This window comes from Arthrobacter sp. 754, from assembly GCF_040548695.1.
Lineage (GTDB): Bacteria > Actinomycetota > Actinomycetes > Actinomycetales > Micrococcaceae > Arthrobacter.
In genome coordinates this window covers 99,703-118,274 of record NZ_JBEPSC010000004.1, presented here as the reverse complement: position 1 = coordinate 118,274, position 18,572 = coordinate 99,703, and the positions used below count along the sequence as shown (strand labels likewise).

19 protein-coding genes are annotated in these 18,572 nt (G+C 66.1%); 10 read left to right on the top strand and 9 right to left on the bottom strand.

Annotated elements, in window-relative coordinates:
- Window position 1 precedes the first annotated feature (1 nt).
- Window positions 2-1,060, bottom strand: a complete 1,059-nt coding sequence (locus tag ABIA70_RS12630; protein WP_354147912.1) for an iron ABC transporter substrate-binding protein — start codon at window positions 1,058-1,060, stop codon at window positions 2-4.
- A gap of 165 nt (window positions 1,061-1,225) precedes the next feature.
- On the bottom strand, window positions 1,226-2,458 hold the full coding sequence (locus tag ABIA70_RS12625; RefSeq protein WP_354147911.1) for a glycoside hydrolase family 76 protein: 1,233 nt from the start codon (window positions 2,456-2,458) through the stop codon (window positions 1,226-1,228).
- A 100-nt stretch (window positions 2,459-2,558) separates the two neighbouring features.
- Between ABIA70_RS12625 and ABIA70_RS12620 the strand changes: the two genes are divergently transcribed.
- Together ABIA70_RS12620 and ABIA70_RS12615 are read left to right on the top strand one after the other, a co-directional pair.
- Entirely contained in the window at window positions 2,559-3,392 is an 834-nt protein-coding gene (locus tag ABIA70_RS12620) for an SDR family NAD(P)-dependent oxidoreductase (protein ID WP_354147910.1), read from the top strand.
- Window positions 3,389-4,636 (top strand): acyl-CoA dehydrogenase family protein, encoded by a 1,248-nt coding sequence (locus ABIA70_RS12615; protein ID WP_354147909.1) that lies wholly within the window; start codon window positions 3,389-3,391, stop codon window positions 4,634-4,636. Before ABIA70_RS12620 ends, ABIA70_RS12615 begins: the two co-directional genes overlap by 4 nt.
- On the opposite strand, the gene ABIA70_RS12610 is transcribed toward ABIA70_RS12615, so the two are convergent.
- Both ABIA70_RS12610 and ABIA70_RS12605 read right to left on the bottom strand, forming a co-directional pair.
- Window positions 4,633-5,487, bottom strand: a complete 855-nt coding sequence (locus ABIA70_RS12610; RefSeq protein WP_354147908.1) for a DUF1684 domain-containing protein — start codon at window positions 5,485-5,487, stop codon at window positions 4,633-4,635. The two genes, ABIA70_RS12615 and ABIA70_RS12610, sit on opposite strands and share 4 nt — an antisense overlap.
- The gene (locus tag ABIA70_RS12605; protein WP_354147907.1) at window positions 5,484-6,095 is read right to left on the bottom strand and encodes a TetR/AcrR family transcriptional regulator; all 612 of its coding nucleotides are present in this window, start codon (window positions 6,093-6,095) and stop codon (window positions 5,484-5,486) included. The genes ABIA70_RS12610 and ABIA70_RS12605 overlap by 4 nt, the downstream gene beginning before the upstream one ends.
- A 127-nt stretch (window positions 6,096-6,222) precedes the next feature.
- Between ABIA70_RS12605 and ABIA70_RS12600 the strand changes: the two genes are divergently transcribed.
- The 3 genes from ABIA70_RS12600 to ABIA70_RS12590 all read left to right on the top strand — a co-directional run bounded on the left by ABIA70_RS12600 (window position 6,223) and on the right by ABIA70_RS12590 (window position 10,325).
- On the top strand, window positions 6,223-6,903 hold the full coding sequence (locus ABIA70_RS12600) for an NADPH-dependent F420 reductase (protein WP_354147906.1): 681 nt from the start codon (window positions 6,223-6,225) through the stop codon (window positions 6,901-6,903).
- Between the two features lie 132 nt (window positions 6,904-7,035).
- Window positions 7,036-9,870 carry a phosphoenolpyruvate carboxylase gene (ppc, locus tag ABIA70_RS12595; RefSeq protein WP_354147905.1) on the top strand — a complete coding sequence of 945 codons (2,835 nt, stop codon included), beginning with the start codon at window positions 7,036-7,038 and terminating at the stop codon, window positions 9,868-9,870.
- Between the two features lie 149 nt (window positions 9,871-10,019).
- A complete protein-coding gene (locus tag ABIA70_RS12590) occupies window positions 10,020-10,325 on the top strand; it encodes a hypothetical protein (protein WP_354147904.1) in 306 nt (101 codons plus the stop codon).
- Between the two features lie 8 nt (window positions 10,326-10,333).
- On the opposite strand, the gene ABIA70_RS12585 is transcribed toward ABIA70_RS12590, so the two are convergent.
- Together ABIA70_RS12585 and ABIA70_RS12580 are read right to left on the bottom strand one after the other, a co-directional pair.
- Window positions 10,334-10,951: a DedA family protein gene (locus tag ABIA70_RS12585; protein ID WP_354147903.1), complete on the bottom strand. Its 618-nt coding sequence runs from the start codon at window positions 10,949-10,951 to the stop codon at window positions 10,334-10,336.
- 53 nt (window positions 10,952-11,004) lie between these two features.
- The gene (locus ABIA70_RS12580) at window positions 11,005-11,625 is read right to left on the bottom strand and encodes a hypothetical protein (protein ID WP_354147902.1); all 621 of its coding nucleotides are present in this window, start codon (window positions 11,623-11,625) and stop codon (window positions 11,005-11,007) included.
- A 171-nt stretch (window positions 11,626-11,796) separates the two neighbouring features.
- Between ABIA70_RS12580 and ABIA70_RS12575 the strand changes: the two genes are divergently transcribed.
- Window positions 11,797-12,342, top strand: a complete 546-nt coding sequence (locus ABIA70_RS12575) for an O-acetyl-ADP-ribose deacetylase (protein WP_354147901.1) — start codon at window positions 11,797-11,799, stop codon at window positions 12,340-12,342.
- On the opposite strand, the gene ABIA70_RS12570 is transcribed toward ABIA70_RS12575, so the two are convergent.
- On the bottom strand, window positions 12,299-13,282 hold the full coding sequence (locus tag ABIA70_RS12570; RefSeq protein WP_354148303.1) for an RluA family pseudouridine synthase: 984 nt from the start codon (window positions 13,280-13,282) through the stop codon (window positions 12,299-12,301). The genes ABIA70_RS12575 and ABIA70_RS12570 overlap by 44 nt on opposite strands.
- A 159-nt stretch (window positions 13,283-13,441) precedes the next feature.
- On the opposite strand from ABIA70_RS12570, the gene ABIA70_RS12565 reads away from it, so the two are divergent.
- Both ABIA70_RS12565 and ABIA70_RS12560 read left to right on the top strand, forming a co-directional pair.
- The gene (locus ABIA70_RS12565; protein WP_354147900.1) at window positions 13,442-14,113 is read left to right on the top strand and encodes a helix-turn-helix domain-containing protein; all 672 of its coding nucleotides are present in this window, start codon (window positions 13,442-13,444) and stop codon (window positions 14,111-14,113) included.
- Window positions 14,106-14,798: an SRPBCC family protein gene (locus tag ABIA70_RS12560; RefSeq protein WP_354147899.1), complete on the top strand. Its 693-nt coding sequence runs from the start codon at window positions 14,106-14,108 to the stop codon at window positions 14,796-14,798. Before ABIA70_RS12565 ends, ABIA70_RS12560 begins: the two co-directional genes overlap by 8 nt.
- Window positions 14,799-14,827: 29 nt before the next feature.
- Here ABIA70_RS12560 and ABIA70_RS12555 read toward each other — a convergent pair whose 3' ends face one another.
- The gene (locus ABIA70_RS12555; protein ID WP_354147898.1) at window positions 14,828-15,403 is read right to left on the bottom strand and encodes a TetR/AcrR family transcriptional regulator; all 576 of its coding nucleotides are present in this window, start codon (window positions 15,401-15,403) and stop codon (window positions 14,828-14,830) included.
- Between the two features lie 79 nt (window positions 15,404-15,482).
- Here ABIA70_RS12555 and ABIA70_RS12550 point away from each other — a divergent pair, with 79 nt between their 5' ends.
- Window positions 15,483-16,004: a DUF4188 domain-containing protein gene (locus ABIA70_RS12550; protein WP_354147897.1), complete on the top strand. Its 522-nt coding sequence runs from the start codon at window positions 15,483-15,485 to the stop codon at window positions 16,002-16,004.
- An 81-nt stretch (window positions 16,005-16,085) separates the two neighbouring features.
- Here the strand turns inward: ABIA70_RS12550 and yczR are convergent, their stop codons facing one another.
- Entirely contained in the window at window positions 16,086-17,708 is a 1,623-nt protein-coding gene (yczR, locus tag ABIA70_RS12545; RefSeq protein ID WP_354147896.1) for a MocR-like transcription factor YczR, read from the bottom strand.
- Window positions 17,709-17,769: 61 nt separating this feature from the next.
- Between yczR and yczE the strand changes: the two genes are divergently transcribed.
- Window positions 17,770-18,507, top strand: a complete 738-nt coding sequence (gene yczE, locus ABIA70_RS12540; protein ID WP_354147895.1) for a membrane protein YczE — start codon at window positions 17,770-17,772, stop codon at window positions 18,505-18,507.
- Window positions 18,508-18,572: the final 65 nt, after the last annotated feature.

Genomic DNA, 18,572 nt, shown 5'->3' with positions numbered 1-18,572 from the left:
ATTACAGGAGTCCTGCCTTGGTCATCATTTCGGTGACTGTCTTGGAGTTGAGCTTGGCCGGATCAACGGTGGGTGCCTGCAGTTCCTTGACGGGAACGAGCTTGTCGTTGGCCGCGACATCCGAGGCGATGGCGTATTCGAAGGAGGTGCCGTTCTTCAGCACTTCCTGGCCCTTCTTGCCGGTGATGAACTTCAGGAAAGCCTGGCCGGCGGCGGCATTCTTTGCGGACTTGAGCACTCCGCCGCCGGAGATGGACAGGAACGCGCCCGGATCCTGGTTCTTGAAGTAGTACGGGGTGACGTTCTTGGAGTTCTCGCCGGTCTTGGCCTGGTCACCGTAGTAGTAGTAGTGGTAGATCAGGGCCGCGTCCACTTCGCCGGCGTTGACTGCCTTCATGGCGGTGCTGTTGCCCTTGTAGGCCTTGAAGTTTTCCTTCATGCCCGTCAGCCATTCCTGGGTGGCGGCTTCGCCTTTGAGTTCCAGCAGGGCCGCAACAATGGCCTGGAAGTCGGCGCCTGACGGCGAAGCCGCCCACTTGCCCTTCCACTCCGGCTTGGCGAGGTCAAGCATGGACTTGGGGAGCTTGTCCTCGGTCAGCTTGGCCTTGTCGTAGACCAGGACGGTGGAGCGGGCGGCAATGCCTGTCCACTTGTTGGTGCTGGGGCGGAACTCGGCCGGAACCTGGTCAACCGTGGCTTTGTCGACGTCGGCGAAGAGGCCGGCGTTCTCAACCTGTGCCATGGCGGGCGAGTTTTCGGTGAGGAAAACGTCGGCCGGGGATGCCGCGCCTTCCTGGACGATCTGGTTGGACAGCTCGGTGTCCGAACCCTGGCGCATGGTCACCTTGACGCCGGTCTCAGCCGTGAAGGCATCGATCCATTCCTTGGTCAGGCTTTCGTGCTGGGCGTTGTACACCGTGATTTCGCCGGAGACTTTGGCGTCGGTGCCGGAGGGCGAGACAGTGGCTGCCGGTGAGGTGCTGCCGCCGCAGGCGGTCAGTCCCAGGGCTGCGGTGGCGGCGAGTGCGATACCGGCCAAGGCGCTGTTGCGGATCTTCATCGAGGCTGCTTTCTGGGGGAAAGTGTCGTGGACCGTCGGTCCGTGCAAGCCGGGAAGGGGGTGGCTTACTCGTGAAACTGTAGGTTAGCCATACCTAAGGTACCAAGCCCGATCTGCCTGAAGTGATCAGTATCACATCAATTACGTAACTGTTGCGTGACTTAATTATTGGGCGCGTTTCGGCTGGAGGGAGGCGGCAGCTTCCAGGGCCATCCAGGCCTGCAACTGCGTGGAAAGTTCGACGGCGGCGCCCGGGGGATAGGTGACGTCGGCGGGCCGGGATGCGTGGATGGAGAAGATCACGTTGCCGGCCCCGGACCTGTCCTGCCCGGACCCGTTCTGCCCGGCGCTGTCCTGCTCCGGCCGCCGGCCGGCCCAGAACGCTTCAGCCGTGGCCGTCACAAGGTCGGCTGCTGTGGCCCGGGAGGATGCGGGAAGCCGTCCGTCGAGGGCGGCAAGCGCCAGATAGCGGCAGAGGATCCCGGTGAAGAGTCCGCCGTCGCCCGTTCCGTCGCACCGGAGGACGCGCGACGGCGGCGCTCCGGACGCTTGGGAGGGCACCGTAAGCTGCCGGGCCACCGCCTCTATGACAGTGGCGGCGCGGGCGAGGTTTGCCTCACCGCCAAGCTCCAGCAGGGCTCCCAGGACCGGTCCTTGGTTGTAGGTGTAGACGGTGCCCTCCACCACCACTTCTCCGGCGGCGTTGAGCCGCGCGCCGTCGAGGTAGAGGCCCTGGGACTTGTCGAAAAGGACGGTGTTGAGCCAGTCCACCAGCCGCTGGGCCTTTGCCTGCTGGCCGGTGCGGGCGTAGTAAAGCGCCACCGGGGCTGTGGCCGGGGTGTTTTTGAAGTCCCGCTTCTTGCTCCAGTACGTTCCGCCGCCGAGGTCGTCGGTGGAGGCGGAGTCGAACTGCAGCGTCAGCTTTGCGCGGAGCCTGGCGTTGCGGCGGCGGCCGCCGGGCTTGCGTGTTTCCTCGGCGAGTTTCTCGAGCCGGTGCGTGGCCAGTGCCAGCCAGGCCATGTCGTCGTAGTAGTTGTTGACGAAGGTGAAGGCGTTGCGGAGACGGATGCCGGTGACCAGCCGGGAGGCGAGCTGGCCGGCGCTGGGGCGTTCGGGGCCGTTGAACCGTGCCGCCGGGGTTGCGGCGTTGCCGAGTTCCCGGCGCCCGGCATCAACCAGACAGTCCACGTAGTGCGCCTGCCACCAGTAATGCCATGGCTGGAAGAGGTTCTGCAGCTGTCTTGAGGGCCATTGCACGGCCCCAAGATGCGTGCCGGGCAGGAACAGCAGCCGCCGGCCGAACAGGGACGTGACGGAGCGGGCGGCCACGTTTGCCCGCTCATGCCAGTCGGTCGGCTGCAGGCTGGGCGGGGCGGGGTTGGTGTCCGGCGAGGTCATGGTTTCCAGCCTAACGGGTGCAGGACGCGGCTATTTCAGTTAACATTCACTAACTAATGGTCGCGGTGGACAGTTCCCGTGGCCGCATCAAGGAGGATGTATGGACGTCATGGGTACTGTCGCTCTGATTACGGGTGGGGCGTCCGGTCTGGGTGCCGCCACGGCCAGGCGCCTGTTCGACGCCGGCGCGTCGGTTGTGCTGATCGACCTGCCGTCGTCGGCCGGTGCGGCCTTTGCCGCGGAGTTGAACGGGACAGGTGCCGGTCCTTCTGACGGCACGTCTCTTTCTGTGCGCGCCTCGGGCGGCCCGACCGCTGTCTTTGTCCCGGCAGACGTAACGGACGAAGCCCAGGTACAGGCCGCCGTCGACGCCGCGGTGGCGCTGGGGCCGCTGCGGATCGTGGTGAACTGCGCCGGCATCGCCACGCCCGGCAAGGTTCTGGGCCGCGAGGGCGTGCTGCCGCTGGCCGCCTTCAGCCGGGTAATCCAGGTCAACCTCATCGGCACGTTCAACGTGCTTCGCCTGGCTGCGGCGGCCATGGTTTCAACCGAGCCGGTCAGCACCGGACTGGGCGGTCCGGAGCGGGGCGTCATCATCAACACGGCGTCGGTGGCGGCCTTCGATGGCCAGATCGGCCAGCCTGCATACTCCGCGTCAAAGGGCGCCGTTGCCGCCATGACGTTGCCGTTGGCCCGGGAGTTCGCCCGCTCGCTGGTCCGCGTGGTGACCATCGCCCCCGGTATTTTCGAGACGCCGATGATGGCCACTCTTTCCCAGGCAGCCCAGGATTCATTGGGGCTCCAGGTCCCGCACCCGTCCCGCCTCGGCAAACCGGCCGAATACGCCAACCTGGTGGCCCACATCGTCGAAAACGCCATGCTCAACGGGGAAACCATCCGGCTCGACGGCGCCATCCGGATGGGCCCGAAATGAACATTGTTCCGGCCGAGGCGGCGGCGGGGCCGCGGCTCGAGGACCTGCCCACGGCCGACTTCTTCGAGTTCGAATCGCTCCTCAGCCCGCAGGAACGGACGAAGCTGGCCGAACTGCGCGGGTTCCTCGCCACGGAAATTGCGCCCTACGCCGCGGACTGGTGGAACAAAGCCGAGTTTCCTGCCCACCTTCTCCCCAAGCTCGCCGCCCTGGAGCTGAGCACCCCTGCGCAGCGCGGCTACAGCAACCTGTTTGCCGGCCTGGTCATCGCCGAGATGACGCGCGTGGACACCTCGATTGCCACGTTCTTCCTGGTCCACCATGATCTCTTTGTGGAGTCGCTTTTCGGTTTCGGCTCGGCGGACCAGAAGGCGCGGCTGCTGGCGGATGCCTCGAGCCTTCGCATCACCGGCGCGTTCGCGCTCACGGAGCCTGGCCACGGTTCCGATGTTGCCGGCGGGATGGAGACCACCGCACGGCGGATTTCCTCCCGGACAGGAGAACCCGGCGACGACGGCGACACCTGGGTGCTGAACGGCGCCAAACGCTGGATCGGGAACGGAACGTTCTGCGACTACCTGCTGGTGTGGGCCCGTGACGAGACGGGCGGCGGTACTGACGGCCAAGGTGCCATCCGCGGGTTCATCGTTGACGCTTCCTTGCCCGGGGTGACACGCAGCCGGATCGAGAACAAGATTGCCCTGCGGACGGTGCAGAACGCGGACATCGTGTTCCATGACGTCCGGGTCGCCGAAGCCGACCGCTTTGCCGGGATCAGCGGCTTCGAGGACACCAACCAGCTCCTGCGCGGATCGAGGATCATGGTGGCCTGGCAGGCCGTGGGGCAGCAGCTGGCCGCGTTCGACGTCGCCCGGCAGTACGCCGTCGAACGCCGGCAGTTCGGCCGGCCGCTGGCGAAGTTCCAGCTCATCCAGCAGCAGCTGGTCACGATGCTGGGCAACGCCGTCGCGAGCATGGGGATGATGGTGCGGATCGCCCAGCTGCAGGACGAGGGCGCCGCTGACATGGCGCAGGTGGCGCTGGCGAAGTCCTACACCAGTGCCCGGATGCGGGAGACGGTGGCGTTGGGCAGGTCAATCCTGGGCGGCAACGGCATTGTGACCGATTACCGGATGGCCAAGATTTTCTCCGACGCCGAGGCTATCTACACCTACGAGGGCTCGTTTGAAATCAACACCCTCATCGTGGGCAGGGCCGTCACTGGCGTCTCTGCCATCGTCTAGAAAAACGCGGGCTCTTTCTCGCCGGCCTCGATCCGGTAGTCCAGGCTGTTGTTCTTCACCGGCATGGGGCAGGTGCCGTACGGGGTGAAGGCGCTGGGGTAGTTGATGGCCCGGTTGAAATCCAGGATGACCGTCCGGTTCCCCAGTGCATCGACGCGGGGCCGGGGGGTGGAGACCTTCCGCCACTCAGCAGTTGCTTGTTCCGGCGGGGCTGCCCCGTTGGTCTCGTCGTGGAACGTCACAGTCAGGGCGCCGAGCTTTTCCTCCTCAGCCTGCAGGTGGAATTCGTGGTCCTTGCCCGGCAGCCGGAAAACCACCTCGCCCACCGAGTAGTGCACGCCGTCCACCAGGGGGTTGGCGGTGCCGATCGGGATGACTACCGGCTCGGGATAAGGCTTATATTCGGCCTCGATCACCAGTTCCGGGTTGTAGTCGAAGGTGGGTACGCCGTCGAAGCCGGTGAGCACCGGGGAGGCTGAATCGCGGGTGCGGATGGCGTACCGGTCCGCGCGCATGGCCAGCTCCACCACTACCTGCCGGCCGTCGGCGCCGCCGAACTGGACCCACATCAGGGACTCCTCATCGGCGAGGGTGGCAGTGATGGTCCCGTCAACCGCTCCGCCCGTCTCCACCTGCGTCAGGCCGTCCTCCGCAGCGGCGGTGAGGGTCGCCGTCGTACCGTCCGTTGACCACAGGCCCGGTGCGAGTTCGACGGCGGCGGGCCGGGTTTCGAGCCACTGGAAGGAGGTGAGGGTCAGCCAACCGTGGGGAGCCGCAAGGGCCTTCTCCCGGTTGGCGCGGAAACGCTGCCAGCGTTTCAGCTGCGCCTCGTCGGGTTCCGGTGCGTTCACGGTTTCGCTCCGAGGCTTACGGATACAAGCTGCGCTGCGGTGTTGCGGGCCGTCAGGGCGGACGCCGGGTCACCATCGAGCACGCCGCTGGCCAGGCCGCCGTCGAGCACCAGGGCAAGGCTGCGGGCCAGCTGTTCGGGTTCCGGGGCGCCGGCCTGGACGGCAAGGTCCCGGATCCAGGCGCTGATCTTCTTCTTGTGCGCCACGGTCCGGTCGTGGACGCGGGTTCCGCTGGGAGACTCAGCGGCGGCGTTGATGAAGGCGCAGCCGCGGTAGCCGTCGCGGCGGCAGGCGGTGGCCAGGGCATCGAACAGCCCCACGAGCTGGTCAGCGGGGTCGGGGCCGGCGGCTTCCGCGGCGGCGTGGAGCTGCCCGGTCCAGACGCCGTCCACCTTCTCCAGATACGCGAGGATCAGGTCATCCTTGGCCGGAAAGTATTTGTAGAACGTGGCCTTCGCAACCCCGGATTCGGCAATGATCGTATCGATCCCGGCGGCCCGGAGTCCCTGGGCATAGAACAGCCGGAAGGCGGTGGCGAGGATCTTGTCCTTGGCCCGGCCGGCCGGCGTGCGGGCAGGCTGTGGTGTCCGGAGGGCCGTCGACTTCATGGCTCCATGGTACACAGACAAGTCTGTCCATACCTTCGAAAACCTTGCCGTAGACAGATCTGTCTGATAGCGTCATGGCCAACCGGTAGACGGACCTGTCTACCCCACCGCTCGGAAAGAGGACCACATGAAGATCGCCGTACTTGGAACCGGAAGCGTCGGACCCGCCATGGCAGCTGCATTGTCAGAGCTCGGCCACGACGTCGTGATTGGAACCCGTGATCCCCAGGCCACGCTGGCGCGCACCGAGCCCGGCGCGACCGGCGGGCCGGCATTCTCCGAATGGCACGCATCCCACCAGGAGATCGGCGTCGCCACCCTCGCCGAGGCAGCGGCGGCCGGCGAGCTGGTTGTCAACGCCACCAACGGCACGGCCTCCCTCGAAGCCCTCACCGCCGCCGGGGCCGAGAACCTTGCCGGGAAAATCGTGATGGACATCGCGAACCCGCTTGATTTCTCCAAGGGCTTTCCGCCGTCGCTTAATCCGGTCAATGACGACAGCCTGGGCGAGCAGATCCAGCGCGCCTTCCCGGCAGCCAGGGTGGTCAAGACGCTGAACACCATGACCAACACCGTCATGGTTGATCCCATGCATGTGGCCGGAGGAGACCACACGGTGTTTGTTTCCGGCAACGATGCCCAGGCCAAAGAGGAAGTGACGCATCTCCTGAAGGCGCTCGGCCACACGGATGTTCTCGACCTCGGCGACATCACCACCGCCCGCGGCGCCGAAATGATCCTGCCCCTTTGGCTGCGCGTCTGGGGAGCGCTGGGGACCGGCGAGTTCAATTTCAAGGTGGCCCGCTAAGGACCGCGTCACATGATCTGAGACAGATTCCGCACGGGGGCCACGTGCGGGTAGCATCGAAAGCCAGTAACGTGGCTCACAGTATCCAGCGCAGTGTACGAGCCAAGTCCGAACCCTCGAAAGACAGTTTCCATGGCTAACACTGCAATGAATCCCGCTACCGACCTCGCCTCCGAACTCAGGGCCGATGTCCGCCGTGTCTCCACACTGCTGGGTGAATCCCTGGTACGGCAGCACGGTCCAGAGCTTCTTGGGCTCGTCGAGCAGGTCCGCCTGCTGACCAAGGAATCCAAGGAGGCCGCCCGCGGCGGGGCGGACGCCACCGGGCCGTGGAGTGCGCACGACGTCGTCGAACAGGTCCGTGAGCTGCTCGGCTCCCTGCCCATCGAGCAGGCCACGGACCTGGTCCGGGCATTCGCGTTCTACTTCCACCTGGCCAACGCAGCGGAGCAGGTCCACCGCGTCCGCGGGCTGCGGACCAGGCAGGAGAAGGACGGGTGGCTGGCCAAAGCCGTCACCGAGATAGCCGCCAAGGCGGGTCCCGGGGTTCTCCAGGAAGTGGTCAACGGACTGGACGTCCGCCCCATCTTCACCGCCCACCCCACCGAGGCCTCCAGACGTTCAGTGCTGGATAAGATCCGGAAGCTTTCCGACGTCCTTGCCCAGCCCACCAAGGAAGGCACCACCGCGCGTCGCCGCCAGGACCGGCAACTCGCGGAGGTCATCGACCAGATGTGGCAGACCGACGAACTCCGCCAGGTCCGGCCCACCCCTGTGGACGAGGCCCGCAACGCCATCTATTACCTGGGCGGCATCCTCACCGACGCCATGCCCGAAATGCTGACGGAACTCTCCGAACTGCTGGATGAGCACGGCGTGAGCCTGGCCTCCCAGAACGCCCCCATCCGGTTCGGGTCCTGGATCGGCGGGGACCGCGACGGCAACCCCAACGTCACGGCCGCGGTCACCAGGGAAATCCTCCAGATCCAGAGCCAGCACGCCATCCGCATCAGCATCGGGATGATGGACGGACTGATTTCCATCCTCTCCAACTCCACCGCGCTCGCCGGAGCGGACCAGAACCTCCTGGACTCCATCGAGGCCGACCTGAAAAAACTTCCGGGCCTTGACCGCCGGGTCCTTGAGCTCAACGCGCAGGAGCCCTACCGGCTCAAGCTCACCTGCATCAAGGCCAAGCTGATCAATACCGGTAAGCGCATTGCCGCGGATTCCAGCCATGAGCACGGCCGCGACTACAGCGCTACCGATGAGCTGCTGGCCGATCTCGAACTGCTCGAACTCTCACTTCGCAACCATTCAGCCTCGCTTGCCGCGGACGGCGCCCTTGCCCGGGTCCGGCGTGCGGTGGCCTCTTTCGGCCTGCACCTGGCGACGCTGGACATCCGCGAACACGCCGACCACCACCATGACGCCGTCGGCCAGCTGATGGACCGGCTCGGCGGCCCCGGCCTCCGGTACGCCGAACTGAGCCGCCACGAGCGCTTCGACGTTCTCGGCTCTGAGCTTGCCTCGCGCCGGCCGCTGTCCGGCCACCCGATTAAGCTCGACGGCGTCGCTGACGGAACGTACGACGTCTTCCGCGAGATCCGCCGCGCCCTGCGAACGTACGGCCCGGACGTCATCGAGACGTACATCATTTCCATGACCCGCGGCGCCGACGACGTCCTGGCCGCGGCAGTCCTGGCCCGCGAGGCCGGCCTCATCAACCTGTTCGGGGCTGCACCGTACGCCAAGATCGGCTTCGCGCCGCTGCTGGAGACGGTGGAGGAGCTGCGTGCGTCGGCGGAGATCGTGGATCAGCTGCTGTCCGTTCCGTCCTACCGTGACCTGGTCCGGCTGCGCGGCGACGTCCAGGAAATCATGCTGGGCTACTCGGACTCCAACAAGGAATCGGGCGTCATCACCAGCCAGTGGGAGATCCACAAGACCCAGCGGAAACTGCGGGACGTTGCGGCCAAGCATGGTGTCCGCGTCAGGTTGTTCCATGGCCGCGGCGGTTCCGTGGGCCGCGGCGGCGGACCCACCTATGATGCCATCATGGCCCAGCCCAACGGCGTCCTCGAAGGTGAAATCAAGTTCACCGAACAGGGCGAGGTCATCTCGGACAAGTACTCGCTGCCGGAACTGGCCAGGGAAAACCTGGAGCTGTCGCTGGCCGCCGTGCTCCAGGGTTCGGCCCTCCACCGGGATCCGCGGACGTCGGATGACCAGCGCGAACGGTACGGGCACGTTATGGAGATCATCTCCGACGGCGCCTTCGAGAGGTACCGGAAGCTTATTGACGATCCGGACCTGCCCGCGTACTTCCTGGCCTCCACGCCGGTGGAGCAGCTGGGCTCGCTGAACATTGGCTCCCGCCCGTCCAAGCGCCCGGATTCCGGAACCGGCCTTGGTGGCCTGCGCGCCATCCCGTGGGTGTTCGGCTGGACCCAGTCCCGGCAGATCGTCCCCGGCTGGTTCGGCGTGGGCTCCGGCCTGAAGGCGGCCCGTGAGGCCGGGAACTCGGCCCAGCTGGTGGAGATGATGGAGGGCTGGCACTTTTTCAAGTCGGTCCTGTCCAACGTGGAGATGACGCTGGCCAAGACGGATATGGACATCGCGGGATATTACGTGTCCACCCTGGTCCCGGAGGAGCTGCACCACATTTTCCGGGCCATCCGTGAAGAGTACGAACTCACGGTCACCGAGGTCCAGAACCTTACGGGTGAGCACGTCCTCCTCGACGCACAGCCCACGCTGAAGCGCTCGCTGGAGATCCGGGATCAGTACCTGGATCCGATCAGCTACCTGCAGGTGGAACTGCTCCGCCGCGTGCGGGCAAACAACCCGGCAGAAAAGCGTGCCGAAAGCGAAGGCATCAGCGGCGCCGAGATCGACGAGCGCCTCCAACGGGCCATGCTGATCACTGTCAACGGCGTGGCCGCCGGCCTGCGCAACACCGGCTAGCCGGGACGCTCTGGCACTTCCCGCGGGTTTTCCGGCGATGCTCTCGCACTTTCCTGAAGAAAGTGAGAGAGGGTTAGGAAGTTTCCTGCATCAAGTGATAATCGTTTGGAATCTTGGGGACGGGAAACCTGCCCGGTAGGGTTGGCGGCATGCCTTCGTTCCAGACCCGCCTGAAAATCACCGGACTGAAGCCTGGCAACCCGCCCGAAGCGGTGATGGCCGCTGCCGTGGAGGCGCTGGAGACCCGCCACCATGTGGAGTCCAACCAGCTGGAGCTTGCCGGCGGAGTCCCGCAACTGAACCTCCGGTTCCTCGTCGAGCCCACCGAGTACAGCGGCGAAAACCAGCAGGCCCGCGAGTCGGCAGCGATGATGCGCGACGCCGTCGAACGCGTTGCGCTGACCGGCTCCCTGACGGTTCTCCGCCGCAACCGCGGCCGCTGGGCGCCCGTGTAGCCGGCGGTTCAGTCTTCGGGGGCCGGCTCGTCCACCGGTGAGCGGTTACCCCGCCGGCGGGTGACAATGATGCCGACGACGATTCCGATCACCAGCCCAAGTCCCACCCCGATCAGCGAACTCGCCCAGAACGGCAGTTTGGTGGCGGATCCCGTGAAGTAGCCCAGGCCCACCAGCCAGCTCGCCCACAGGACGGCGCCCAGGCCGGCGCACAGGCTGAAGCCCCGTGCGGAGACGTCGGCGATTCCAGCTGCCGCGGAGGTTGCCAGCCGTCCGCCGGGGATGAAGCGTGCCCCGATGATGGTTCCGTAGGTGGAGGAACGGCCGGCTTTGGCGATGGCCTCATGCATGCCTACGTGGATCCTGTGCCCCCAGCGCCAGCGGTCAAGGACGTGGCTGAGCCGGCGCTTGAAGAGCTGGAAGACCACGATGTCGCCGAGCCAGGAAGCCAGTGCCGATAACGCTGCCACCAGGAAGACGTTGGCCCTGCCATCGGCCGAGAGGGCGCCGCCGGTGATCACCACCATCTCGGAGGGGATGGGCGGGAAGATGGCGTCGCCAAGGACTACGGGGACGATCCAAAAGTAGATCGCCGCTCCCCAGCTGTCGGCATTGCCAAAGTCCATGGCCACAAAGTACCGCACTTTCCGCGGTAGGACGGCCCCAGCCTGGCGGCAGCTTACCGACGATGGCTGAGGTGCCGGGCAGCCAGCAGATACCAGTAAGGCCACGCAACCCAGGCAGCGGCCCCTACAGCAATGCCGGCCCCGCCGAGGCCCCAGCGGATCCAGGCCGGTGCCTTCTCGACGGCGGCCAGCGCGGCAACCGGCAAAGCAGCCACCAAGGCACCGCCGATCGCCTGTCCGAGCTTCGCCAGGTCGCGTGGATACTCCCGTGACTCCAACAGGGAGCGGTGGGCCAGCAGGAACCACCCTGCCTGGACGGTCATCGCACCGACGCTGATTGCGGTGGAGGGAGCGAAATCCAGCTTCTTGAAAACCAAGAGGAACGAGCTGGCGGATCCCGCGGCGCTGGCGGCGATCACCAGCCGGAGGGCGGCCTCGGAGCCCGGTGTGCGGCGAAGGCGGCGGTGGACCTGGACAACAACCGGAATGATCACCAGGTTGAAGACGCCTCCCGTGACGTCATTGATGGTGCCAAAAACGTAGGGTCCCTTCTTCGGCACCTCGATGGCGTACATCGCGCCGAGCGTTGCCACACCGGCCACGCCGACGCCGGCCGCGGCGTACGCGAACCTGGCGGCCCTCCGGTCCCCGGGGATTTCGCTCAGTGTGTCCATGATGCTTCCTCGCTCGATTGCGGAGGGCTGATAACAATCGTGGCACTTGGACGCATCAAGTCAAGCCATCAGTGCTAACCTCATCCCCGCGGTGTGAGGTGCGGAGGCCTATAACCGGCGGGGCGGATGCAGGGCCTTTGAGTCAGCCTCCGTCAGTGGGAAACTGACCGCATGCGGATCACCATCCTGCAGGGCGACATCACCACCCGCACCGTGGACGCGATCGTGAACGCGGCCAATTCAGCCCTGCTCGGCGGCAGCGGCGTGGACGGTGCCATCCACCGGGCCGCGGGACCTGAACTGCTGGCTGCCTGCCGGACGCTGCGCGATACTGATTTGCCGCACGGGCTGGCGCCGGGGGCCGCCGTCGCCACTCCGGGTTTCCAGCTGGCTGCGCGTTGGGTCATCCATACGGTCGGGCCCAACCGGCGTGCCGGGCAGACCAACCCGGCCTTGCTGGTGTCCTGCTTCAGCGAAAGCCTGCGGCTGGCGGAGTCGCTGGTGGCGGGGTCACTGGCGTTTCCGGCGGTGGGCGGGGGAGTCTACGGGTGGAGCGGGCGTCAGGTCGCGGAGGCCGCGTACGACGCCGTCACCGGGTTTGGTGCCTCGCATCCGTCCAGCGCTCTGGAGTTGGTGGAGTTTGTGCTGTTCAGCCCGGACATGGAGGAAGCCTTCAGGGCCGTGTTTGGGCAGCCCGGGCTGGACCAGCCTCGCTGAGCTCGCGCCGGCTGCGGTATTCCACTGGCAGGTTGCTGATGGGGTCCACGAAGCGGATGCCGCGGGCCAGGAGCTGCAGGGGCTTGGTGTAATCGTCCGGGGCCTTGTCCAGAAGGTCGGGGTAGAACGCGTCGTTCACGATGCCGAGCCCCAGCGAGGCCATATGCACGCGGAGCTGGTGCGTCTTGCCGGAGTGCGGTTCCAGCCGGTACCGGGCCAGGCGGCTTGGCGCGCCGGCGATAGGGGCACCATGCTGAGTGCCGCCGTCGAACGTTTCCAACCGCTCAATCCGGGTCTCCGCGTTGGGTTCACCCTCGATGACTTCTGCCAGCAGGTAGCTGCGGGACTTGGTCATGCGGTTCCGCACCACCACGGGGAATTCGACAGCTGGGAAGCCCGGTGCCGTGTCAGCGGCGGAGACGCACTCGTACTCCTTCTGCACCCGGCGCTTCTCAAACAGCACCTGGTACTTGCCGCGGGTTTCGGGATTCGTGGACAGCAGCAGCACGCCGGCAGTCATCCGGTCCAGGCGGTGCATGGGGATCAGATCAGGGAGATTCAGTTGGTTCCGCAGCCGCACGAGTGCCGACTCCTGGATATACGTGCCGCCAGGGGTTGTGGGCAGGAAGTGCGGCTTGTCCACCACCAGCAGGTGCTCGTCCTGGTGCAGGATGTCCAGCTCCACGGGAATCCGGATCTCCGGCGGGAGGGTGCGGTAGTACCAGATGAAGGTGTGGTCCTCGAGCCTGGTGGCCCGGTCCAACGGCGCGCCGCCCTCACCGACGATCTCGCCGGCGTCGAACCTGTCCTCGATGCCCTGGGGGTCGATGTGGCCCCAGCGGTGCATCATGTAGTCCATCGCAGTGGTCCAGGGTCCCTCATCCGGAAGGCGCAGGCGGGTGGCGTTGACGCCGTCGCGCACGGGAAGGGGGGATTGCATCACCGGTCCATTCTACTTTGCGGCTGCTCCTGCCCGTTTCGACGGTTCCCTGCGCACTCGACGTCGCCGACCATCGAGCCGGCAGGGAACCCTCGAAACGGGCAACCGACGGAAAAAAAGTTCTTGACAAGAAAAGTTGTCGGTTGGCAAGATTGAAGCATGTTGGACATCGAAGTGATCGAGGACCCGGCTGCCGCGGAGGCTTCGCTGGACCCGATCCGGACGCGCATCCTCCGGGAGCTTGCCGAGCCGGGGTCAGCAACGCAGCTCGCAGCGAAGGTGGGGTTGCCGCGGCAGAAGGTCAACTACCACCTCAAGGCCCTCGAGCGGCACGGCCTGGTGGAGTTGGTGGAGGAGCGGCGCAAGGGCAACGTCACCGAGCGCGTCCTCCAGTCGACGGCGGCCTCGTACCTGATTTCACCCGTTGCACTGGCGTCCGTAGCCCCGGATCCGCGCCGGTTCTCTGACCGCTTTTCGGCCTTCTGGCTGCTGGCGCTCGCGGGGCGGATGGTCCAGGAGGTGGGCAAGCTGATCGCCGGGGCGGCTGCGGCCAAGCAGAAGCTTGCCACGTTCGCGATCGACGGCGAGATCACTTTCCGCACAGCGGCGGACCGGGCCGCCTTTGCCGAGGAGCTCGGCGTCGCCGTGACCCGGCTGGTGGACAAGTATCACGACGGCGGTGCGCCACTCCCGGGGGCGGCCCCGGGTGGCCCACCCTCGGCAAACGCGCCGGCGAGTGGCGGCCGGAAGCACCGGCTCATCGTCGCGCTTCATCCCGTACTCAAGACCCCCAGCAAACCCCTTTCAAAGAAGGAGCAGAACAATGACTGACAACCGTGAATTTGAGATCGTCTACGACACCGAACTGCCGGGCACTCCCGAGCGGGTCTGGGAAGCAGTCACCAACGGGACGCCGGCCTGGATGTTCCCCACGGACCAGTGGCCCGATGTCAAAACCGTGCAGGAATATCCCACCCACCTCGTGTCCCGAATGGACGGGCCGGACGGCTGGTTCAACCAGCTGGAACACGTTCTGGAACCCCTCGACGGCGGCCGCGCCCGACTCCACTATGTGCACAGCGGGATCCTGACGGACAACTGGGACGAGCAGTACGACGGCGCCACCCGGCACACCGAGTTTTACCTCCACACGCTGGGAGAGTACCTGCAGCACTTCGACGGCAAGCCTGTGGTGTTCACCGATATCCAGGCCCCGGCGGCGTCGCAGACTGCCGACGGGTTTGAGCGGCTGAAGAAGGCCCTCGGCGTGGACGCGGCTGCGCAGGGTGCTGCCGTGGATGTGGAGGTCGACGGCGTGGGGCGGCTGTCGGGCGAGGTGGACTTCGCCAACGAACACTTCCTCGGGCTGCGGACTGCTGATGCGATGTACCGGTTCTTCGGCCGCAACGCGTTCGGCGCCCCGGTGGGAATGACGGTCCACGACTTCAGCGGCAGCGGCGATTCCGAGGCTACCGCCAGGGCTTGGGCCGGATTCCTCGGAAAGGTCTACGCGTAGATCACCGCCCGGCTCCGCCGGCCGTGGCGTCAGGCTGCCCAGCCACGGCCGGCGGCATCGAGGGCTGCGCTGTAGGCGCCGGCCCAATCCGTATCCGGCGGCCCCACCTTTGCCAATTCCAGGCTGACCAGCCCGTGGACCTGTCCCCAGATTGCGAAGGCCACCATTTCCACCGGCGCCTCCAGCAGGGTGCCGGCTTTCTGGGCGGAAGCGACGGCATTCATCAGCGGAGCCATGGCGTCGGCGGCAGCCTCCGGGCTCGGCTGGCAATCGACGTACGCTGCCAGCGCGCCGCCGAACATCAGCCGGTAGAGGGCCTGGTGCTCCAGCGCCCAGAGCCGGTAGGCCACGCCGAGTCCCTGCAGGCCGCCCGCCGCCGCGGCCGCCTGTGAGTCGTGGAAGGACCGGAACCCGTCGTCAACCACGGCGGTCAGAAGCTGGGACTTGCCACCGAAGAGCGAGTAGACGGCTGAGGTTGACGTCGACGCAGCAGCTGCAACGTCCCGCAGCGTCACCCGGGCCGGACCGTCACGGTCCACCAGTTCGGCGGTGACGGCCAGCAACTCCTGCCGCAGTGAATCGGTATGCACAATAGGTCTTGCCATGGGGTCAATTGTTTCATAACCTTGTTTCGTAACGCTGTTATGAAACAAGGTTTATGGAACGTGAACCCAAGGAGTTGCCATGGCGCAGAAGGTATTCCCCGGCCGGTACACCGCTGACCCGCACCGGGAATCCGTGACAGTCTTCCTGATCGGCATGCGGGCGAACCGCTGGTGGAAGGTTGGCAACGTGGGCAAGGTGGCGGCCGCCATGCCCCGGATGCTGCAGCACCTGGCTGCCGATCCGGCGTCGGGAATGCTCGGCTATGAGCAGTGGTTCGGGCGGACCACCATGCTGCTCAGTTATTGGGAAAGCCCTGAGCACCTGCGGAAGTTTGCCGCCGACCGGGAGTCTCCCCATTTGGCGCCTTGGCGGCGCTTCATGAAGGAGCTTTCCGGTACCGGGGACGTCGGAGTATGGCATGAGACCTATCAGGTTCCGGCCGCCGGGATCGAAGCTGTCTACAACGGCATGCCGCTCTTCGGGCTGGCGAAGGCCACGGCACACGAGCCCATCGGTGCTGGGACCTTCACGGCCAAGCAGCGGATGGGCCGGAACGCAGGCGGTGGCGGTGCAGCCTCCCGGAAGAGCGCGGCTGCCTGAAAGCGCGGTTGCCTGAAGGCGCGGTCTTCAGGTAAGTCGGCTCTGACGGGAATTGCGGAATGCCCGAACAGGCGCGCTGCATCAGGCGATGGCCACGGCGGGGGCCTTCTTCAGGGTCCGGCGGAGCTGCGGGGCGGCGTCGAGCCTGTCCTGGGCTGACCGCAGGGCTTTGACTGCGGTTTCCAGCTGCTCCGCGGGCAGGGTGTAAGGCACCCGGAGGTAGCGTTCGAAGGCTCCGCCGATTCCGAAGCGTGGCCCGGCGGCCAGGCGGATGCCGAAATCGGGGGCGATCACCGTCAGTGCCGTGCTGATTGGCGCCGCGAGGCCGCACCAGACCGACAATCCGCCTGCGGGACGTGCCGTTTTCCATTCGGGAAGATGCCCGTCCAGTAGTTCCAGCAGGACCGCTCGGTTCTCCCGCAGCTGGGAAAGCCGTAAGGGAAGCGGCTCGTCCAGGGATCGGACCAGGTGGGCTGCCGCCAGCTGTTCCATGGCCGGTCCGCCCAGATCCAGGGATGTCCGGGCTGCCGCGAACCGCTGGATCATGGCTTTCGAAGCCCGGATCCACCCCGTTCTAAGCCCGGCCCAGTGGGATTTGCTGAGTGAACCGATGGTCACCACATCCGGACTGAACGCCGCCACATGACTTGTCTCGGCGCCGTCGAGGTTCAACTCCCGGAGTGTCTCATCCACCACCAGGACGGTTCCGCTGGCAGTGGCCGCCCGGACCAGCCGGCGCCTCTGGACGTCGGGCATCAGCTGGCCTGTCGGATTGTGGAAGTCAGGCACCATGTACGCCATCTTGGGCCGCTGGTGCAACATGGCGGCCTGCAGCGCCTGCATGTCCCACACCAAGGCGTCCGGACGGCCGCCGGTTCTGGTTGAGCCGGCGTTCGTTAAACCGGTGCCGGGGGAGGGTGCGAAGGCCACAGGGATGGCACGGCAGCCCGCCGCACGGATGGCATCCAGGGCGTTCGGGTAGCTCGGGTGTTCCACCAGTACCCTGTCCTGCCGTCCTGCCAGGGCGCGGATGATGATGTTCAGGGCATGCTGCGCACCCGACGTCACCAGGATCTGTTCTGAAGTGGTGGGAACGCCGGCCGCGGTGTAGCGCGCTGCAACCGCCTCCCGGAGGGGAAGCAGGCCGATGGCGTCGTATCCGAATCCCGGCAACAGCGCGGGAAGCTCGGTCAGCGCTGCCGCGAACGCACGATGCACCACCTCGCCGCTGGCGGACAGCGATGCGTAGGCGAGGTCAATAAGCCCCTCCGGTGCCGCGAGCCCTGGTGCCGCGAGCCCTGGGGCTGCAAGGCCCGGAGCGGTGAGGCCCCGCGCCCTTGGGCCGGGAAGTGAAGATGCACGTGCCGTGGTTGGCTCGCGGCCGGCAGTGGATCCGATTTCCGGAAGCACCGTGGTGCCCATCGCCGTCAGGTGCGGAATCCGTGTGCGGCCCCTGCTGCCCTGCCCGCTGCTGAGGAAGCCTTGCTCGCGGAGGTGGCCGTAGGCAGCGGTCACTGTGGTCCGGCTGACGCCCAGGGCTTCGGACAACCCCCGCTCGCTGGGTAGGGCAGTGTCCAGGGGCACCCGGCCGTCCAGGACCAGAAGGCGTACGACGTCGGCCAGTTCCCGGTAGGCAGGGGCGTTGCCGTGGCTCCACTGACCCAGGAGACGGGCCAGCGCGGACGGGTTGAGGGAGCTGGACATGATGCCAGTATCTCAAACTGGCTATGTAATTCAATGCCAGTTATCTGCCAGAGTTGTCGGTATGTTGACCCGCAGACTCCTCCAGCTCTTTATCGGCCTCGCCATGTACGGCATTTCCCTGGCGATGTTTATCCGCGCCGGGCTGGGCTTGGACCCGTGGGACGTCTTCCATCAGGGCGTGGCCGGGCGGACCGCACTGAGTATCGGCGTCGTGGTCATCATTGTCAGTTTCCTGGTGCTGCTCCTCTGGATTCCACTGCGGCAGTGGCCAGGGTTCGGCACCCTCTGCAACGCCGTCCTGGTTGGCGTGTTTGCCGACATCGGCCTGGCTCTGATTCCTGCTTTCTCGCATCTGGGCGGCCAGGCAGGAATGCTCGCCGGAGCCGTGATCCTCAACGGGATTGCCTCCGCCTGCTACATCGGCGCACGGTTCGGTCCTGGTGCCAGGGACGGCCTGATGACCGGGCTGGCGCGGCGCACTGGCTGGTCCGTCCGGGTGTCCCGCACGTTGATCGAGGTGGTGGTGCTGGGTGCCGGTTGGCTGCTTGGCGGTTCGGTGGGAATCGGCACCGTGGTGTACGCCCTCGCCATCGGACCCCTGGTCCAGTTGCTGCTCCCGTGGTTCATGGTCCCGGCAGTGATTGCGGCGGAGGATGCTTCAGCGGAACCTGGCGCGGCTGCCTTGGACTCCGAGGTGCGGGATCCTGAGGTGCTGGATTCCGAGGTGCGGGGTCCTGAGGTGCTGGATTCCGAGGTGTCGGATTCCGACGTGCCGGAACCAGCGACCCGTAACGCCTAGGTCAGAGCTGGTTCTTTCGCAGGCGGATTCTTCTCAGGCCACCTCTTTCTCAGGGCTGCATCTCT

Coding starts and splice junctions, on each gene's coding strand:
- ABIA70_RS12630 (WP_354147912.1), bottom strand. CDS start 1,060: ATGAAGATCCGCAACAGCGCCTTGGCCGGTATCGCACTCGCCGCCACC.
- ABIA70_RS12625 (WP_354147911.1), bottom strand. CDS start 2,458: ATGACCTCGCCGGACACCAACCCCGCCCCGCCCAGCCTGCAGCCGACC.
- ABIA70_RS12620 (WP_354147910.1), top strand. CDS start 2,559: ATGGACGTCATGGGTACTGTCGCTCTGATTACGGGTGGGGCGTCCGGT.
- ABIA70_RS12615 (WP_354147909.1), top strand. CDS start 3,389: ATGAACATTGTTCCGGCCGAGGCGGCGGCGGGGCCGCGGCTCGAGGAC.
- ABIA70_RS12605 (WP_354147907.1), bottom strand. CDS start 6,095: ATGAAGTCGACGGCCCTCCGGACACCACAGCCTGCCCGCACGCCGGCC.
- ABIA70_RS12600 (WP_354147906.1), top strand. CDS start 6,223: ATGAAGATCGCCGTACTTGGAACCGGAAGCGTCGGACCCGCCATGGCA.
- ppc (WP_354147905.1), top strand. CDS start 7,036: ATGGCTAACACTGCAATGAATCCCGCTACCGACCTCGCCTCCGAACTC.
- ABIA70_RS12590 (WP_354147904.1), top strand. CDS start 10,020: ATGCCTTCGTTCCAGACCCGCCTGAAAATCACCGGACTGAAGCCTGGC.
- ABIA70_RS12585 (WP_354147903.1), bottom strand. CDS start 10,951: ATGGACTTTGGCAATGCCGACAGCTGGGGAGCGGCGATCTACTTTTGG.
- ABIA70_RS12580 (WP_354147902.1), bottom strand. CDS start 11,625: ATGGACACACTGAGCGAAATCCCCGGGGACCGGAGGGCCGCCAGGTTC.
- ABIA70_RS12575 (WP_354147901.1), top strand. CDS start 11,797: ATGCGGATCACCATCCTGCAGGGCGACATCACCACCCGCACCGTGGAC.
- ABIA70_RS12570 (WP_354148303.1), bottom strand. CDS start 13,282: ATGCAATCCCCCCTTCCCGTGCGCGACGGCGTCAACGCCACCCGCCTG.
- ABIA70_RS12565 (WP_354147900.1), top strand. CDS start 13,442: ATGTTGGACATCGAAGTGATCGAGGACCCGGCTGCCGCGGAGGCTTCG.
- ABIA70_RS12560 (WP_354147899.1), top strand. CDS start 14,106: ATGACTGACAACCGTGAATTTGAGATCGTCTACGACACCGAACTGCCG.
- ABIA70_RS12555 (WP_354147898.1), bottom strand. CDS start 15,403: ATGGCAAGACCTATTGTGCATACCGATTCACTGCGGCAGGAGTTGCTG.
- ABIA70_RS12550 (WP_354147897.1), top strand. CDS start 15,483: ATGGCGCAGAAGGTATTCCCCGGCCGGTACACCGCTGACCCGCACCGG.
- yczR (WP_354147896.1), bottom strand. CDS start 17,708: ATGTCCAGCTCCCTCAACCCGTCCGCGCTGGCCCGTCTCCTGGGTCAG.
- yczE (WP_354147895.1), top strand. CDS start 17,770: ATGTTGACCCGCAGACTCCTCCAGCTCTTTATCGGCCTCGCCATGTAC.